The sequence below is a fragment of the Phytohabitans sp. LZ39 genome (assembly GCF_059359075.1).
The window spans coordinates 112,039-129,520 of sequence record NZ_JCADBM010000005.1 but is presented as its reverse complement, the minus strand read 5'-3'; the positions used below and the strand labels follow the sequence as shown (position 1 = coordinate 129,520).

At 70.6% G+C, this 17,482-nt stretch carries 16 protein-coding genes; 9 read left to right on the top strand and 7 right to left on the bottom strand.

The features are described from left to right. The first annotated feature begins 186 nt into the window (after positions 1-186). Positions 187-930 (top strand): SDR family NAD(P)-dependent oxidoreductase, encoded by a 744-nt coding sequence (locus tag AC5L36_RS11990; RefSeq protein ID WP_441215532.1) that lies wholly within the window; start codon positions 187-189, stop codon positions 928-930. 114 nt (positions 931-1,044) lie between these two features. On the opposite strand, the gene AC5L36_RS11985 is transcribed toward AC5L36_RS11990, so the two are convergent. Together AC5L36_RS11985 and AC5L36_RS11980 are read right to left on the bottom strand one after the other, a co-directional pair. Next, entirely contained in the window at positions 1,045-1,926 is an 882-nt protein-coding gene (locus tag AC5L36_RS11985) for a transglutaminase family protein (protein WP_441215531.1), read from the bottom strand. After that, complete coding sequence (locus AC5L36_RS11980; protein WP_441215530.1) at positions 1,923-2,741, bottom strand: transglutaminase-like domain-containing protein; 819 nt, start codon at positions 2,739-2,741, stop codon at positions 1,923-1,925. The genes AC5L36_RS11985 and AC5L36_RS11980 overlap by 4 nt, the downstream gene beginning before the upstream one ends. A gap of 77 nt (positions 2,742-2,818) precedes the next feature. Here AC5L36_RS11980 and AC5L36_RS11975 point away from each other — a divergent pair, with 77 nt between their 5' ends. The 3 genes from AC5L36_RS11975 to AC5L36_RS11965 are packed head-to-tail and all read left to right on the top strand — an operon-like array spanning position 2,819 to position 6,148. Further along, entirely contained in the window at positions 2,819-4,354 is a 1,536-nt protein-coding gene (locus tag AC5L36_RS11975) for a circularly permuted type 2 ATP-grasp protein (protein ID WP_441215529.1), read from the top strand. 10 nt (positions 4,355-4,364) lie between these two features. Continuing rightward, a complete protein-coding gene (locus tag AC5L36_RS11970) occupies positions 4,365-5,309 on the top strand; it encodes an alpha-E domain-containing protein (RefSeq protein WP_441215528.1) in 945 nt (314 codons plus the stop codon). After that, entirely contained in the window at positions 5,306-6,148 is an 843-nt protein-coding gene (locus tag AC5L36_RS11965; RefSeq protein ID WP_441215527.1) for a transglutaminase family protein, read from the top strand. The genes AC5L36_RS11970 and AC5L36_RS11965 overlap by 4 nt, the downstream gene beginning before the upstream one ends. Positions 6,149-6,277: 129 nt before the next feature. On the opposite strand, the gene AC5L36_RS11960 is transcribed toward AC5L36_RS11965, so the two are convergent. Together AC5L36_RS11960 and AC5L36_RS11955 are read right to left on the bottom strand one after the other, a co-directional pair. After that, the gene (locus AC5L36_RS11960; RefSeq protein ID WP_441215856.1) at positions 6,278-7,006 is read right to left on the bottom strand and encodes a GAF and ANTAR domain-containing protein; all 729 of its coding nucleotides are present in this window, start codon (positions 7,004-7,006) and stop codon (positions 6,278-6,280) included. A gap of 92 nt (positions 7,007-7,098) precedes the next feature. Next, the gene (locus AC5L36_RS11955) at positions 7,099-7,821 is read right to left on the bottom strand and encodes an ANTAR domain-containing protein (protein ID WP_441215526.1); all 723 of its coding nucleotides are present in this window, start codon (positions 7,819-7,821) and stop codon (positions 7,099-7,101) included. Between the two features lie 444 nt (positions 7,822-8,265). Between AC5L36_RS11955 and AC5L36_RS11950 the strand changes: the two genes are divergently transcribed. Further along, positions 8,266-9,138, top strand: a complete 873-nt coding sequence (locus AC5L36_RS11950; protein WP_441215855.1) for a SigB/SigF/SigG family RNA polymerase sigma factor — start codon at positions 8,266-8,268, stop codon at positions 9,136-9,138. Positions 9,139-9,225: 87 nt separating this feature from the next. On the opposite strand, the gene AC5L36_RS11945 is transcribed toward AC5L36_RS11950, so the two are convergent. Continuing rightward, on the bottom strand, positions 9,226-10,854 hold the full coding sequence (locus AC5L36_RS11945) for an MFS transporter (RefSeq protein WP_441215525.1): 1,629 nt from the start codon (positions 10,852-10,854) through the stop codon (positions 9,226-9,228). After that, positions 10,851-10,973: a hypothetical protein gene (locus AC5L36_RS11940; RefSeq protein ID WP_441215524.1), complete on the bottom strand. Its 123-nt coding sequence runs from the start codon at positions 10,971-10,973 to the stop codon at positions 10,851-10,853. The genes AC5L36_RS11945 and AC5L36_RS11940 overlap by 4 nt, the downstream gene beginning before the upstream one ends. A gap of 618 nt (positions 10,974-11,591) precedes the next feature. Between AC5L36_RS11940 and AC5L36_RS11935 the strand changes: the two genes are divergently transcribed. The 4 genes from AC5L36_RS11935 to AC5L36_RS11920 all read left to right on the top strand — a co-directional run bounded on the left by AC5L36_RS11935 (position 11,592) and on the right by AC5L36_RS11920 (position 14,592). After that, complete coding sequence (locus AC5L36_RS11935; RefSeq protein ID WP_441215523.1) at positions 11,592-12,656, top strand: serine/threonine-protein kinase; 1,065 nt, start codon at positions 11,592-11,594, stop codon at positions 12,654-12,656. A 17-nt stretch (positions 12,657-12,673) separates the two neighbouring features. Continuing rightward, positions 12,674-13,243 carry a dihydrofolate reductase family protein gene (locus tag AC5L36_RS11930; protein WP_441215522.1) on the top strand — a complete coding sequence of 190 codons (570 nt, stop codon included), beginning with the start codon at positions 12,674-12,676 and terminating at the stop codon, positions 13,241-13,243. Between the two features lie 713 nt (positions 13,244-13,956). Continuing rightward, a complete protein-coding gene (locus AC5L36_RS11925) occupies positions 13,957-14,271 on the top strand; it encodes an RNA polymerase sigma factor (RefSeq protein ID WP_441215520.1) in 315 nt (104 codons plus the stop codon). 84 nt (positions 14,272-14,355) lie between these two features. Beyond that, a complete protein-coding gene (locus tag AC5L36_RS11920; protein ID WP_441215519.1) occupies positions 14,356-14,592 on the top strand; it encodes an FAD binding domain-containing protein in 237 nt (78 codons plus the stop codon). A 28-nt stretch (positions 14,593-14,620) separates the two neighbouring features. Here AC5L36_RS11920 and AC5L36_RS11915 read toward each other — a convergent pair whose 3' ends face one another. After that, the gene (locus tag AC5L36_RS11915) at positions 14,621-17,380 is read right to left on the bottom strand and encodes an AfsR/SARP family transcriptional regulator (protein ID WP_441215518.1); all 2,760 of its coding nucleotides are present in this window, start codon (positions 17,378-17,380) and stop codon (positions 14,621-14,623) included. Between the last annotated feature and the right edge of the window lie 102 nt (positions 17,381-17,482).

Here is a 17,482-nt window from a genome sequence, read left to right as displayed (position 1 = left end):
GACGGCGCCGAGCACGATCCAGGCGATAACGCCCATGATGCTCTCCATTGCTAGCGGGCCGATGCCCGCAGTGGGCGGCCCACAACGATGGCTTCCCTCGCCGCGGATTTACCAAACCCCCCGTCCGGACTACACAAACGTCCGATTCCCGCCGGACAGGTGTGGTCGACACGAGCACACTCAGGCATGACCAAAAATCTGGACGGCAAAGTGGCATTGGTAACCGGCGGTAGCCGGGGCATCGGCGCGGCAGTGGTCTCACGCCTGGCCGAAGACGGCGCCGACGTGGCGTTTACCTACCTGCAAAACGTCGACCGGGCCAGCGACGTAGTCGAGAGGGTCAAGGCCGTCGGGCGCCGGGCGATGGCGGTGCGGGCGGACAGCGCCGACTCCGCCGCCGTGAAGGACGCGGTGGACCAGGTGGCCGCCGAGTTCGGACGGCTCGACATCCTGGTCAACAACGCTGGCGTGTTTCTCATCGGACCGGTGGAAGAGCTCGGGCTGGACGAATTCGAACGTACCGTCGCCGTCAACGTGCGCGCGCCGTTCGTCGCGGCGAAAGCGGCCGCCGTCCACATGCGGCACGGCGGACGGATCATCAGCATCGGCAGCAACGCCGCCCAGCGGATGGTGTTCCCCGGTTTCACCCTGTACGCGATGAGCAAGAGTGCTCTCATCGGCCTGACCAAGGGTCTGGGCCGGGAGTTGGGGCCGCGCGGCATCACCGTGAACCTGATCAACCCGGGACCGACCGACACCGACCTGAGCCCAGCCGACGGCCCGGACGCTGACATGATCAAGGGCTTCACCGCCCTCGGGCGTTACGGCACACCGGACGAGATCGCGGGAGCCGTCGCCTACCTCGCCGGCCCGGACGGCCGATACCTGACCGGCGCGACGATCAACATCGACGGCGGCTTCACCATCTGACCTGTTCATCGACCTACGCGGTGAGGATCCCGCATCAACCGCCAATGCGGTGACCTGCCGTCGGGGTTCGGAGTAGGGGCGACGGCCGAGCCGCGCCTGGCGGGTCGGAGCCCGTCAGGCCAGTGCGACGTCGACCCGTTTGGTCGCTGTCAGCGCGCCGCGCGCGGCACCGCGGTAGGTGCCGGAGGTCGGGGCGACATCGGTGTAGTCGCGTCCGGTGGCGACGGTCAGGTAAGCGCGTCCGGCGCGGCGACCGTTGCACGGGTCGAACGCCACCGCGCGGGCGCCCTCCGGATCGGCGACGACGACCTCGACCCAGGCGTGCGTGCCGCCCTCGCTGAGAAGGTGTCCGGAGACATAGCGGGCCGGCAGACCGGTGGCGCGGCAAAGCGCGATCATCACATGGGCGCTGTCCTGACACACGCCACGGCCGAGGGCGAGCGCCTGGGCAGCGGTGGTGTCGACAGTGGTCACCCCGTACTCGTAGGTGATCGCGTCGTGCACGTACGCGCAGAACCGCTCGGCGGTGGCCAGCGGATCGCGGTCAGCCAGCCTCGCCGCGACCCGGTCGATCGTGGGGTCGGTGGCGGTCAGCCGAGTCGGCCGGAGCAGCCGGGGATCGTGCAGCGCCGCGGCCGGCAGGCCGACGTCGGTGCCCGGCCCGGCCCGCTCTACGACCGCCTCGATCACGAACTCGATCCCGTCCGGCACCAGCGGCACACGCGATCGGGTGACGATGTTGCCAGCGGCGTCACGGCGATGGGTGGTACGGGCGCCGGCCGCGGAGACAGCTATCGAATGCCGCCGCCGGCGCTGATCACCATGCTGGCGGGGAGGGACCACCACCAGCCGGTGGTCGAGGTCTCGCACCGGGCCGTCATAGCTGTACCGGAAGCGCTGGTGCAGCACGTACGTGAGCCGGCTGGCCTCCTCCAACTCCGCGGGGGAGGGCAGCCGGGGTGGTGCGTCGGGCGGTGCCCCGCCGTCCGATGTCACGTCGCCTCCTCTGCCCAGACCTGCATGCTCCGCAGCAGTGGTCCACCATAGGTGGTGACCATGGCGACGTCGACCGCGTCGCGGCCGCGGCCGATCAGCGTACGGCCTTTGCGGGCGGCGTTGTTGCGGGGGTCGAAGGTCCACCAGCGGTGGTCGAGGTAGACCTCCATCCAGGCGGCGAAGTCCATCGGCGCCGGGTCCGGCGGCACGTCCATGTCGGGCAGGTAGCCGAAGACGTAGCGGGCCGGGATCGACAGCGCCCGGCAGAAGCTGATCGCGACGTGGGCGAAGTCGCGACAGACGCCGCTGCCGGCCGCATAGGCCTCGGCGGCGGTGGTGGTGGGGCTGCTGGTGCCGTACTCAAACCGCAGGTGGCTGTTGACGTGGTCGCAGATCGCCTGCACCCGCCGATATCCGGGCTTCTGGCCGCCGAACAGGCGCCATGCCTGGTCGCCGAGGACGTCGGGCAGGCAGTAGCGGCTGGGCATGGTGTAGATCAACACGTCGTCGGGCAGTTGCGGGACGGGTAGCTCGGCCGCGTCGAGGTCCACGTCCTCGGTCGCGTCCGGGACGGCGACGAGGGCGTTGTAGCGCAGCGTCGAGTCGCCCGCGGGCAGGGTGAGTCGTTGGCAGTCGTTGCCGTACAGGTCGGTGTAGCCGTGGCGGGTGGTGGCGGGCTGGATATCCCAGCCCTGCTGGAGCACCGCCGCGGGCCCGACCCCGGACGGCTCGACCTGGAAGATCGCGGGCGTTTGCACCTCCGCGGTGTACCGGAACTCACACCCGACCCGGACCTGCCGCGAGACGGCTGTCATGCCCTCAGTCTGGTCCGTCATTGTTTCCTCACCGTAACTGCTGGTCGCGGCAACGAATCGGTGGTACGAATCCTCGCATGGGAGGGCTCCTCGACGGATATCCGCGCGGCCCAGCCTACGACGAGATGTTCGGGGCGGACGGGCTGCCGCATCCCCACATGCGCGCGCTCTACGACGCCCTACAGATGCTCACCGGCGAAGACCTGGCGCAGCGTGCGGCGGCGCGGGATCGCAGCTTCCGCGACCAGGGCGTCACCTTTTCCCACGCCGGCGAGGAGTGGCTCTTTCCGCTCGACCTGATCCCCCGGCTGATCCCGGCCGCCGAGTGGGAGGTCGTCGAAGCGGGCGTCGTGCAGCGGGTACGGGCCTTGGAGGCCTTCCTCGCCGACGTCTACGGCCCGGCCGAGGTCGTGCGGGACGGGGTGGTGCCGCGCACTCTGCTGACCACGTCGGCCACGTTCTGCCGGCCGGCACACGGCATCCGGCCGCGCAACGACGTCCGGATCCACCTCGCCGGGATCGACCTGGTCCGCGATGAGGCGGGTGTGCTGCGGGTGCTCGAGGACAATCTACGGGTGCCGTCCGGAATGTCCTATGTTGTGGAGAACCGACGGACTATGGCGCGGGTCTTTCCCGGGCTTTTTCTGGAGCAGCAGGTGCGGCCGGTCGCTTCCTACCCGGGGCGGCTGCTGGATGCGTTGCGCCGGTCGGCGCCGGACGGCGTAAAGGAGCCGGTCGTGGTGCTGCTCAGCCCTGGCGTGTACAACCCGGCCTATTTCGAGCATGCCTTCATGGCCCGCAAGATGGGCATCGAGCTCGTCGAGGGCCGCGACCTGTTCTGCGACGAGCACGTCCTCTACATGCGCAGCCTCGGTGGCAGGCAGCGGGTGGACGTCGTCTACCGGCGGGTCAACGACGACTTCCTCGACCCGGTGCATTTCCGGCCCGACTCGGTCGTGGGGTGCCCGGGCCTTCTCAACGCCGCCCGCGCCGGCAACGTCACGATCGCCAACGCGGTCGGCAACGGCGTCGCCGACGACAAGCTGACCTACACGTACGTTCCGGCGCTCATCGAGTACTACCTGGGTGAGAAGCCATTGCTGCCCAACGTCACGACCTACCGGCTCGACGACCCGGACGTTCGGGAGGAATGCCTGGAGCGACTCGATCAGCTCGTGGTGAAGCCGGTCGACGGTTCCGGCGGCTCCGGCATCGTCATCGGGCCGTCCGCCTCGGACGCCGAGCTGGCGGCCGTGCGCGCGCGGGTGCTCGCGGAGCCACGCGGGTGGATCGCGCAGGAGCTGGTGCTGCTGTCGACCTCGCCGTCACACCTCGACGACCGGCTGTTGCCCCGGCACATCGACCTGCGGCCGTTCGCGGTCAACGACGGCGAGCAGGTCCACGTCCTGCCCGGGGGGCTGACCCGGGTGGCGCTGCGGGAGGGGAGCCTGATCGTCAACTCCAGCCAGGGCGGCGGCTCCAAGGACACCTGGGTGCTCACCTCGTCGCCGCAGCCAGCGTCCGAAGCCACCAGTCCGCCCGCTTTCCCCGCGCAGGCGGTGCGGGGCACGACACCCGACCGCGGCCCGCACGACGACCAGCCACAACAATGAGGGGACCCGGGTGCTGAGCCGCGTAGCCGAATCGCTGTTCTGGATCGGCCGGTACATCGAACGGGCCGAGGACACGGCCCGGCTTCTCGACGTGCATTTCCACGAGGTCCTCGAGGACCCGACGGTGGACGAGGCGGCCGCCTGCGCCGTCCTGTTGACCGTCATGGGTGTGCCGGACGAGGTCGCCGGGCGGCACCAGGACAGCCAAGCCGTACTGGAGCTGCTGGGCTACGACGACGCCCCCAACTCGATCGCCGGCGCGCTGGTCGCCGCCCGGCAAAACGCCCGCGGCGCGCGGGAGGCGCTCTCGGCCGAGATCTGGCAATGCCTGAACTCGACCCACAACGCGCTCCCGGCCCGGGTGGCCGCCGCCCGGGACTTCGGCCCCGCGCCCTTCTTCTCCTACGTCCGCGAGTGCGCCGCGACCTTCGCCGGCCACGTCGAGGCCAGCATGAGCCGGGACGCCGGCTACGACGTGCTCGTGCTCGGCCGCAGCCTGGAGCGCGTCGACATGACCGCGCGGCTGCTCGCGTCCCGGATCGGCGCCGGCGTCGGCGACGAAGGCTGGACATCCACCCTGCGGGCGTGCTCGGCCCACGACGCCTACCTGCGCACGTACCACCAGGGTGTCGACGCCCGCCGGGTGCTCGAGTTCCTCCTGGTGGACCGGCTCTTCCCCCGGTCGGTCTTCCACGCGCTGTGCGCCGGAGAGGAAGCGCTGACCCGACTCGACCCGGCGTCCGGGCGGTCCGCGCTGGACGAGCCTGCCCGCCGAGCCATCGGCCGAGCCCGCACCGACCTGGAGTTTCTGTCCGCCGCCACACTGCTCGACGACCTCGTGGAGCGGCTGCACGAACTACAGCGAACCGTATCCACGGTCAGCGAAGACGTCACCCGGCGGCTGTTCACCGGGTCCGCACCGCTGCACTGGCGCATCGAGGAGCCCGCCACATGACCTGGCGGATCGCGATCCGACACCGCACCGGCTACCGGTACGGCGGACCGGTGCGGGCCTCGTACAACGAGGCGAGGCTCACCCCGCCGAGCGTCGATGGACAGCGCACCCTGCACGCCGCCCTGGAGATCACGCCTACCGCGAGGCCGCTGCGCTACGTCGACTACTGGGGCACCACGGTGGACGCGTTCGACATCCACATCCCACACACCGAGCTCGTCGTGCTGGCGACCTCGACGGTCGAGACCGCCCGGCCGCGCCCCGCGCCGGTCGGCGTCGACTGGACCGACCTGGCCTCCCGCGCGATCCGGGAACGCTTTGGCGAGCTGCTCGCCCCGTCGCGCTATGTTCAGGCGGAGCCGGAGATCGCCGAGCTCGGGCAGTCCCTGCGCACCGGCTCGACGCCGATGCAGGCCGGGCTACGCGCCGCCGCGTGGACTCACGAGACGCTGCGGTACGAGCCGGGCGCGACACACGTGCACACCTCATCGGCCGAGGCCCGGGCCGCCGGCAAGGGCGTTTGCCAGGACTTCGCCCACATCACGCTGGCCCTGCTCCGCGCGGTCGGCCTGCCCGCGCGTTACGTCTCCGGCTACCTGCACCCGACCGTGGAGGCCGAAGTCGGGGAGGCGACCGCCGGCCAGAGCCACGCGTGGGTGGAGTTCTGGGCCGGCGGCTGGATCCCGGTCGACCCGACCAGCCTCGCCGAGGTGGCCAGCCGACACGTGCTGCTGGCCCGTGGCCGCGACTACGCCGACGTGCGGCCACTGTCCGGCGTCTACTCCGGGCAGAAAGCGGAGCTCTTCGGCGTCACCGTCGAGATCACCCGGCTCGGCTGACCCGCCGGGCGCGGCGGCGGCAGCCTCGTGGCCTTCGCCGGTCAGAACGACTGCGGGCCGCTGGGAGGCACGGCGGTGGTCTCCGCGCGGACGTGGGTGGGCCTGGCGACGCCGGCCTGGCCGTCAGGGTCAGCGAGGCGGACTGGCGGCTGTCGCGGGTGGGATGTGTTCGGTGCCGTCGACGACGGCCTGGGCGAGATCGGACAGGCGCCGGTTGCGGCTGCGGGCGTTGCCGCGCAGCAGAACGAAGGCTTCGGCCATGTCCAGGTGAAGGCGTTCGGCCAGCACGCCTTTGGCCTGCTCGATCAGGACCCGGCTGCGCAGCGCGGTCTCCAGCTGTTCGGTCAGGATGTCGCGGCGGTGGATAGCGCGCTGTTGCAGTAGTCCGATGGTGGCCACGTCGGCCAAGGCTTGGCCGATGCGCAGCTTGCCTTCATCCAATGGACCCGGGGCGGTGTCGAACAGGTTCAGCGCGCCGATCACCTCGGCACGTAGGCGCATCGGCACCGCGTGGACCGCGGCGAAGCCGACCTCTGCGGCGGCTGCGGTGAAGGCCGGCCACCGGCCGGCCGCGGGCAGGTCAGCGACCGACACGGGTTGGCCGGTGCGGAAGCAGTCCACACACGGGCCCTGGTCGGTTTGCAGCTGAAACAGCTCGAGCAGCCGGGTGCGTTCGGAGGAGGCGGCTACCACCTGCAACGTGTCCCGCTGGTCGGTCAGCAGCAGCCCGGCCGCCGCCACGCCCAGGAGTTGGACGCACCGCTCGGTCAACCCGTGCAGGAAGTCGATCACGTCGAAATCGTCGACGAGAGTGTCGGCCATCTCCACGAACACGTCGGCTAGCTGGATCTCGGCCATCTCACTCACCCTCGTCATACGGTAGACCTGACGTCCGATTGGGCGGAAGCCGTGACCCGCGGAATGCGATCTGGCCGGTCTGACCCGGGACCTCAACAGGCACCGAAGTCCCCGTCCGGATCGAATCGTAGGCGTCGGGCCACGACATCACCGGCGACATCGCGCAGCCGCCGATCGTGAGCGTACGCGTAGGCACGCAGCCGGATCAGGGCCACTGCCGCGGTCACCCCCAGCTGCACGATGATCATGCCGGTGGCCTGATGGACCTCGGGATGGGCAAGGCCGGCCGGCTCGGGCCGGCGCCCGTTGAGGTGGGGGCGGTCCGGCTGCGCCGCGTCGAGTAGCAGCGCGCAGGCGGTGTCGGCCAGTAGCAGCGCGTCGGCGAGCCGTTCGCCGTCCAGGCCGCCGGGCTGGGCGCGGTAGAGGTCCATGACACCGATCCGGATCGCACCGACCCGCAACGGGAACGCGAACATCGCGGCTGCTCCGGCGTTCCCCGCGGCCGGTGCGAACGCCGGCCAGCGCGCCAGGCATTCGAAGCTCGTCAGGTCGGCGGCGAGCGCCGGACCGTCGGCGGACGCGTCCACACCCGGACCCTCACCAAGGGTCACGGTCAGCTCCTCGAGCTCCGAGGCGACCTGATCGCTGGCGTACACCGTTTCGCGTAGACCCGAGCCGAGTACCGCGGTGACCGCGGCGCCGTCCACGCCGGTAGCCAACGTCACCGCGGCGCACACGTGCTCGACCCCGACCGGCGCATCCTGGGCGTGTCCGACGACTTGGGTCCACAGCCGCAGCCTGCGATCGGTGTTCATCGCGCCACCCGAACCGGACACCGCGCCAACCGAAGGTGGTTCCATGAGGGCGCCTCCGATACCAGAACGGTTCGTGAGGGGCCGCGACGAGCAGGTGACGTAGGACAAGGACCGGGTCGAACGCGACTGGCTCCCCTTGGGCGGCTTGTCACCGCCAGCCTACGCCCGGCACCCGCCGTCCGCTCGGGTGCCGCGTGTCGGTCGCGACCCCTGCCTTTGACGCTGGCGAATGTCCGGCCCGCCAGGCGCTGGTGTCACCGCCACAACGGCGTACGCTGAACCGCAGGATCGGCGTTTCATCCGTCGACGCGCAGTCAGCCTTCGTGCTGGCAGTCTTCTCACCGCCTGGACCCCGCGGTCAACGACCAGCGACTACCGGCGCTTCAGCAGAGACGCCGGCCCTGCCGGCACACCCGCGGCGTGACCCATAGGGCGTTGACCACCATGACCACCCTTGCCGAACCAGCCCTGACCATCCCGGCTGCCGCCATCCTCGAACCAGCGACGCCGGCCACCCGCCATCCCGGCCAGCGCACCACCACCGCCTCCGGTCGCCGCGGCGAACCGGACGATGCGCAGGTGAGCACCGAACGGTTGCTGCACCAGCGTGACTGTCTGCCGGCCGGGCATCCCGGACGTGGCAGACTCCGCGCCCGAGCCATCGAGCAGAATCTGCCGCTGGCCAACCGGCTGGCCCGCCGCTATGCCGGACGCGGTGAACTCGTCGACGACCTGGCCCAGGTCGCCGCCCTCGCCCTGATCAAATCCGTGGACAGCTACGACCCCGGCCGGGACGTCCCGTTCGCCGCCTACGCCGTCCCCACCATCCTCGGCGCCCTCAAACGCCACTTCCGCGACACCGCCTGGGCCATCCGGGTGCCACGTCCCATCCAGGAACTGGCGCAAGACGTGCCCGCCGCCACCGGCCGACTCAGTCACGAGCACCGCCGCACGCCAACCCCCACCGAACTCGCCGACCACCTGGACGTGAGCGTCGATCAGCTGCGGGCCGCTGTCGGCGCCTGGCACGTCTACCGCCTGACGTCCCTGAACGCGCCACCCGCGAAGGGAATCGACGCCGACCGCATCGACCTGATCGGCGGCACCGACCCCGGCTACGCCCACGTGGACGACTACCTCACACTGCGACCGCTCGTCGCGGCGCTACCGGCCCGGCAACAGCGCATCCTGGTCATGCGGTTCTACGACCACATGACCCAAACCCAGATCGCCGACGAGATCGGCCTCTCCCAAATGCACGTCTCGCGCCTACTGAAACGAACCCTCGCCCAGCTGCGGACCGCAATGCCTGCCTGAGGTAGGCCGGGTGACAGGCGGTCACCGGGCGTCGTGGGTTAGCTGCCTCCCCGGCCTGGGCCCACTCCCCGCCCGCTCACGGCGCAATTACGCCGGTCCACTGCGCGAGCCGTGCGGATCTGCGCCCGTGGAGGTGGGGCCGTGGCTTGCGTCGCCGTCAGGAGTCGCGGTCAGCGGCTCCTGACGGGATCTCGTTGGTGTCCGCCGGAGAAGGGTCGCGGCTACGACGGCGGCAGCCGCCAACGCGACCGCGCTGGCCGCGGCGGCTGCCTGGAGTCCGTCGGTGTACGCCTGCCCGGCGGTGACGAGCAGTCCTGCCGGAAGCTGGTCGGCTACGCCGGTGGCACCGCCGAGGGTGTCCCGGGCGGCGTCGGCTGCCTGAGCGGGGCTGTCCGGTGGGAGCGCGTCGGTCATCCGGCGGCGGTAGACGGCTGTGCCGAGGCTTCCCAGTAGCGCGATGCCGAGTGCGAAGCCGAGTTCCTGGGTGGTTTCGGAGATGGCCGAGGCGGCTCCGGTCCGCCGCGGCGCGACGGCGTTGATGACGACGTCCATACCCAACGCGGCCACTGGCATCAAACCGGCGAAGACCATCGCCGTCCCGGTGACGACGAACGGGAGGCCGGCGTTGTCACCGACCTGGCTCACGACCACGAAGCCGGCCGCGGCCAGGGCCAGGCCGGCGCCGATGACGAGCCCTGGACGAACCCGGCGCACGAGCAGCGGAGCCACCATCATGAGGACGATCCCCGCTCCGAACGGAGGCAGCATCCACAGACCCGCTTGCAGTGGTGACAGCCCGAGCACCAGCTGGAGATACTGGGCGGTGAGGTAACCCACTCCTCCCATTACGGCCGCGGCGAGGGTGAGGACACCCAGCGAGACACTGAATGTGCGCTCGCCGAAGAGCGTCAGGTCGAGCAGTGGGTCGGACAGCGCGCGCTGCCGTCGTACGAAGACCACTGCGGTGGCGACACCGGCGGCGATCACCAGGATGGGCGGCAGCGCGAGGCCGTCCGCGGCGACCTGCTTGAGCCCGTAGATCACGGCAAGGACCGCGGCCAGCGACATGGCCGCACTGGCCAGGTCCAGCCGGCCAGCCGTCGGGTCGCGGTACTCGGGCAGCAGGAAAGGTCCGGCCGCGAGCAGCAGCGCCATCACCGGGACCCCGATAAGGAACGCCGAACCCCACCAGAAGTATTCGAGCAGTGCGCCGCCGACCAGCGGGCCAACCGCGGCACCGGCCAGGAAGCTCATGAACCACATCGAGATCGCCGCCGTACGCTGCTGCGGATCCAGGAACATGTTGCGGATCAACGCCAGAGTGGACGGTGCGAGCGTCGCCCCGGCGACCCCGAGCAGCATCCGCGCTGCGATCAGCATCCCGGCCGTGGTGGAGAACGCCGCGAGCACGGAAGCGACGCCGAACGCGGCCGCGCCGACCAGCAGCAGCTTGCGGCGCCCGATCCGATCGCCCAGCGTGCCCATCGTGATCAGGAATCCGGCGATCATGAAGCCGTAGATGTCCACGATCCACAGCAGCTCGGTGCTGGTTGGCCGTAGATCGGCGCTGAGGCTCGGTACGGCCAGATGCAGCACCGTCATGTCCATGGAGACCAGCACGGCGGGCAGGGCCAGCAGCCCCAGTCCGACCCACTCGCGACGCCCGGCCCGGTGCGTGGACGCCGCGGCTGGACTGGTCAGGTCAGGCCGGCTCATCGGAACGCTTCGGCGTGGTCGAGCACCTGCATGCTTGCCGGGTCCGCTCGGCCCTGTACGAGCTGGCAGCCGACCTTGCCGGTGGCGCCGGTAACGAGAATCTTCCATCGCGTCGTCACGCCTGGGCCTTTCCGAGCCTGTTGTCGGGCGCCTAGCCGAGGTCATGAAACATCGACAGCGTGCCGGACCATGCGCGGCCAGGACGGCCGACAGGCAGTAGACGCCGAAGCAGGCCAGCCCGGCGGCGACGAGCAGCAGCAGCGCGTGCCGTAATCCTGCGCGGTGGGCTCGTGTCGGTGATGCGTCGCCCGGGGTCTTGGGGTCGACCGTTGCCGTTTCGCCCGTCCGTGTGTCCAGACGGCGGGCCAGCAAAGAATTGGCCGCGCTCGCGTTGACGCTAACACCGGCGGCCGACAAGCGCGCGCCGAGGCGAGACGGCCGTAGGGAACATCCGTCCACCCACCCGGCTACCAAACCAATCCGGCACCGAACGAAGGCGCGACCGCGCCGACACCGGGGCGTCGGCGGACGCTGAGTCGTGCCGCCCCGCCCATAGCGGCGTAGTGTTGATCGCACGGTCGGCTTCACACGCCGACGCTCCAGCCGGCGTTCGCGCTGGCATCTGTCCACCGCCCGGACCCCGCGGTCATTTGATCAGCGACTCCCGGCGCTTTCAGCAGAGGCGCCGTCCCGGCCGGCTCACCCGCGGCGTGTCCCCGTAACGAGCGTCGATCAGCATGACCGTTCTCGTCGAGCCACCCTCGATCACGATGACCGAACCCCATCCCGCCGAACCGACCACCGATCTGCCCCGGCAGCGCCCTCCCGCCGGCAGCTGGCCGCTTCGCGTCACCGACCCGGTCAGTGTCGACGGCCACCGGTTGATCGCACGTCTGGGGTCCGGCGGGATGGCGGACGTGTTCTACGCCTGGGCACCGGCCGGCGAGCCTGTCGTGGTCAAACTCCTACGCCCCGCCAGCGGGGCCGCGGAGGCATGCCAGCGCGAATACCGGCTAGCGTCCACTGTGGACCCGCACTGCACCGCACCCGTGTTCGGCCACGGTACGTCGACGGCCGGCGCGTACCTGGTGACCGCCCACCTACCGGGCTACCGGTGCGGCTCCACATTGGTGGGCAAGCCAACACCGGCCAGCCTGCTATGGAGCCTCGGCGCGGCGCTGGCCCGAACGCTCGCCGCGGTCCATGCCCGCGGCGTCGTGCACTGCGATGTGAAGCCATCCAACCTGCTCGTCCGCGACCACGACGTCCGTATCATCGACTTCGGTATCGCCCGGCACATCGGCCAGCGGTGCGGCGATGACGGGATCGTGCAATGCAGCCGCGGCTGGGCCGCACCCGAACAGCTACGCACCGCACCAGCCACACCGGCGGTCGACGTCTTCGCCTGGGGATGCCTCCTCGCGCACCTCGCCGCCGGCGTCCACCCATTCGCCAGCCGCAGCGAACAGGAATGGATCCTGCGCCTCCAGTCCGCGCAACCAGACCTGCACGGCCTACCCCCGCACCTGAACGACCTGGTCCGGCGGACGCTGACGCGCGACCCCCGCCACCGGCCCAGCGCGGCTGAACTGGCCACCATCTGCGGAACACACGCTGACGGACAACCACAGCCGGTGCCCGACCACGGCGCGCACAAGCCCCTACACCACAACCCGCGTCCCCGAACGTCGCGACGCCCGCGACGACGGTCCGGTTGGCCCACACAGGTGCGATCGACGGCCTTCGTCTACACCGTCAACGGCCACGGCGAGCTCGGCCTGCAAGGGGCCATCGACCGTTGACCTGAAGGAGAGCTGGCATGGCCACAGTGGAGGCGAACATTTCGATGTCGCTGGACGGCTACGTCACCGGCCCGAACCTCGACCGGTATCCCGGGCTGGGCGAGGGCGGCGAGGTCATACAGGCCTGGGTTGAGGAGAGCCGGGCTATGGACTTCGCCTTCGGCGAGGAGCGCCAGATCGCCGGGTCGATCATTACCAGCCGGAAGGTGTACGACGAGACCGGAGGCTGGGCCGCGGAGGACGGGTTCTACCGGATGCCGGTGTTCGTGGTCACCCACCGCCCGCACGACGTGGTCGTGAAGGGCGAGACGACGTTCACGTTTGTCACCGAGGGCATCAGGCACGCCATCGAGCAGGCGAGGGTGGCCGCTGGGGACAAGGTGGTGCACATCATGGGCGGCGCCAGCATCATCCAGCAGGCGCTCGCGGCCGGGCTGGTCGACGAGCTGTTCCTGCACGTCGCCCCGGTGATCCTTAGCAGTGGTACCCAGCTGTTCGAGCACCTCGGCGGCCCGATCCAACTGGAGCGGGCCGAGGTGATCGAGTCCCGCCACGCCACTCACCTGCGGTACCGGATTCTGAATTAGCGCATCGGTCGAGCCCAGGCGGCGTTTAGGCGCTTGTCGCGGCGCTGGCGCGTTCGGCCATTTCCTGCGGAGAAAGATCCTCGATGCGGGTCGCGACACTCCACCGGTGCCCGAACGGATCCTCGAACTGGCCGGTGCGATCACCGTAGAACTGATCGATGACTGCGCTCGGTCGCTCCAAACACGGTGCGGTAGAAATCGATCGCCGCGCTGGCGCCGTCGACGCATAGGTAAGGCACGACCTGGGAGTAATTGTCGGGGATGGGCTTCACATCAGGCATAGCAGACCACTTCCTGCTGGTGGCCCGGTCACCAGAATCTCAGCCCGCTCGATGCGTCCGCTAATGGCGGACTGTCACGCCACCGGGGACACGAGCGACAATCCGAACTCTACGCCTGCTGAGGGGGTCGGGGCGTCGAGCAGCCGCGCTGTTGCTCACGACAGAGGTACTTATCGCCGAAAGGCCTAACGCCTGCCCGCGTCCGCGTACCGTCATTCGTGAACTGCGGACGATACGTCGGTAGGCACCCTTGCTGGTCAATTGTCCGCCGGTTGGTTGCCGCCCCGGTCCCCGGCGGCGCGTCTACACCCATCCAGACGCACCCGGGGAGCGGACATGCTCAAGGCTGTAACACCGACACATGCCATCACCACACCGGAGGCCGGCGACCGTCTACACGGGCTTGTCGATCGGATCGCTTCCGGGGACCAGGTGGCGTTTCGACGCCTCTACGCCCTTCTCGCTCGGCGGGTCTGGCGCGACGCCATCCGGGCGTTGCCGCGTCCGCGCGACGCCCGAGCCGTGACGCGGTCGACGTTCGTCGAGGTGTGGCACATGGCCAGACACCATGTCGACGAGGCAGGCATCGATAGCCGCGCCTGGATCGCGACGATCACCGCCCGACGTGCGACCGATCGGCTTCGCGGCACCGACACAACCTGCCCCCTACGCGACGACCATGACAGCCATACCCTTCGCGAGCTCACCGCGCTGCTGGGTCACCGACCCACCGCCGCCGACCGCTGAGACCACACCGTCGGAGCAGACCCCCCGACCGCTGCTCACGGACGACGCCATCGTCACCACCGACCGCCGCGAGCTGAGCGCGTCGTGCTGGACGGTGACCGGATCGCGTTCGTCGCGGTCGCGGTCGGCGCGGTGGCGCCGATCCCGCTGCGCCTGCCGGCGGTGGAGGCGCTGATCACCGGGGCGACGGTCACACCCGACCTGCTGGGCCAGGCGGGCGCCCGCGCGGCCGACGGCGCGACCGGACTGCCGCAGACAGAGTACAAACGGGACCTCCTGGCCGCCACCGTGACCGAGGTCCTCGAACAGGCGACGAAGTAAGTCCACTGTAGACGTCACGTCCCGGGGATCACCGCAGCCTGGCGCGTACCTGGTCGGCGTCTGGGTGGCCGAGCTCGTCGAGGATCTCCAACGCCCGCTGCCAGGCCGACCGCGCGGCGCGGGCGTCGTCGGCGGCGTGGTGGGTGTCGCCGAGGCGGGCCAGGGTCTCGGCCTCGCGGTAGCGGTCGCCGAGGTCGCGGTACAGCCGCACCGCCTCGTCATAGCAGGCGACGGCGTGCTGGAGCGCCCCGAGGTGATGGTGTGCGTACGCGAGACTGTCCCATGTGGTGGCCTGGCCGTGGCGGTGGTCCAGCGTGCGGTGCACCGCCAGGGCCTGATCGCAGAACTCGATGGTGCGCCGGTACTCGCCCAGCATGGCGTAGCACCAGCCGACCTCGTTGAGGGCGTCGGCCTGCCCCGAGCGGTGGTCGGTGGCCCGGTGCAGGTCGAGGGCGAGCAGGCTGTGCTCGAGCGCCGACCGGTGATCGTCCTGCCGGCTGAACAGCTGTCCGAGGTTGAGGTGGGTACGGGCCTGCCCGGTCTTGTCGCCGAGTTGGGTGTACAGGTCGAGTGCCTCGTTCAGGTGGAGGTGGGCCTCGTCGTAACGCCGCAGCCGCATGTTCACCTGCGCCAGGTTGACCTGGATCCGGGCCTTGGCCGCCCGGTCGCCCAGCCTCGATGTGGCCTCCAGCGCCGTCCGCTGGGTGGCGGTCTGGTCGTGCCAGCGCCCTTGCCAGTCGAAGAAGCTGTAGAGCGTCCAGGCCAGCTGCCAGGCGTGGGTGTCGAAGCCGGCGCCGGCGGCGAGATCCACCGCGGCCACCATCACCTGGTGCTCGGCGGTGAACCACGCCATGGCCTGCGCGTGGTCGGCGAGCGCCTCCGGATGGACTCCGGGCAGGGGCGGCGCCGGCGTGATCGGGTCACGTGGGTAGATCAGCAATGCGGCCGTGTTGCCGGTCTGTACATAGTGGTCGAGCAGCCGCCGGGTGGCCTCCCGCCGCTGGTCGGCGGCGTCGACGGTGTGGAGCAGCTCGGCCGCGTACACGCGGAGCAGGTCGTGCAGCGTGTAGCGGCCGGGCGCGTGCTCGGTGACAAGATGCGCGCGGGTCAGTTCCGCCAGCAGCGCCCGCGCCCGCCGGACCGGCAGGCCGGCCAGGCTGGCCGCGGCGGGCGCACCGAGGTCCTGGCCCGGGTACTCGCCGAGTAACCGGAACAGCCGCGCCGCGCCGGCGCCGAGCGTGCGGTAGGACCAGGAGAACACGGCGCGCACGTCGGTGGCCGGGTCGCCACCCGCGAACGCGTCCAGGTCGTCGCGGGCCAGGCGCAGCTGGTCGGCGAGCGTGGCCAGCGGAAAGGTCGGGTGGTCGGCCGCCCGAGCGGCCACGATCGCCAGGGCCAGCGGCAGACCATCGCAGTGCGCGACCATCGCCGCCACCGCGCCGGGCTCGGCCGCCGCCCGGTCCGCGCCCAGGCGGCGCGTCAACAGCGCGCGTGCCTCGTCCACGCCGAGCAGGTGGAGCGCCACGGGGTACGCGCCGGCGGCCGCGACCAGCCCGGATAGCTGGTCGCGGCTGGTCACCACCGCCATCGACGCGCCCGCGCCGGGCAGCAACTGGCGTACCTGCTCGGCGTCGCGGGCGTTGTCGAGCACGACCAGCATCCGCCGCTCGGCCAGCAGGCCGCGGTACAGCGCGGCCTGGTCTTCCACGCCATCGGGTACCGCGGACGCCGGCACGCCCAGCGCGTCGAGGAATCCGCGGATCACCTCGGCGGGGGACCGGACCGGCCCCGACTGGTGGAAGCCGCGCAGGTTCGCGTACAACTGGCCGTCGGGGAACCGGTCAGCCATCCGATGCGCCCAGTGGACGGCCAGCGTGGTCTTGCCGACTCCGGCGGTGCCCGTGATCACGGCGATCGCCGGCGGCTCGCGGCCCACCACCGGCTGATCGGGTACCAGCTTGTCGAGGGCCACCATCGCGGGCTCGCGGCCGGTGAACGCGTCGATGTCCGCGGGAAGCTGCCGGGGAATCGTCGCCCGTGGCCGGATGGGCGACCGGTGGGTGAGCATCTCCAGGTGGACGGCCTGTAGCTCCTGACCCGGATCCACGCCCAGCTCCTCGGCCAGGTGCAGCCGGATGATCTCGTACCGGCTCAGCGCCTCGGCCCGCCGACCGCACCTGGCCAGCGCCACGATCAGCCGCAGCCACAACGATTCGCGCAACGGGTGCCGCTCGGCCAGCGCCCGCAGCTGAGCCACGGTTTCGTCGGCCCGACCGTCCGCGACGTCGAGGTCGGCCAACCGCTCCACCCCGCTCAGGTACCGCTCGACAAGTCCTGGCGTCTCCGACTCGTCCAGCCAGGCCGAGTGCACGTCTTCGAACGGTGTTCCGCGCCACAGAGCGACCGCGGTGCCCACCAGCGCGCGCTCGGCGGCGCGGTCCGTCGCCTGCGCCGCCGCGTCCAGCAGGCGGACGAACCGCACCGCGTCGACCTGGTCCGGCTCGGCCTCCAGCTGGTAACCCGCCCGCACCGTCGTGATGAGGTCGGCGCCCAGCAGGCCGCGCAGCCGGTTGACGTAGGTGCGCAGGCTGCGCCGCTCATCGGCGGGCGGGTCGTCGCCCCACAGCACCGCGGCCAACTGGTCCGCCGGCACGGCGGTGCCCGGGTGCAGCGCCAAACCCGCCAGCAGACCTCGCAGCATTGGCGCGGTCACGGCTACCGCGCGCCCGGCCACCCGGACGTCCAGCGGTCCGAGCACCCCGACCGCCAGCGCGTTTCGATCAGGCATCGTCTCCGGTCCCCCAAACGGCTCCGCCCGACCCGCATCGATCCTCAGCAGATCGACGGCCATCTTACTCGGACGGCGCTCGGCGACACGCGTTTGAAAGGT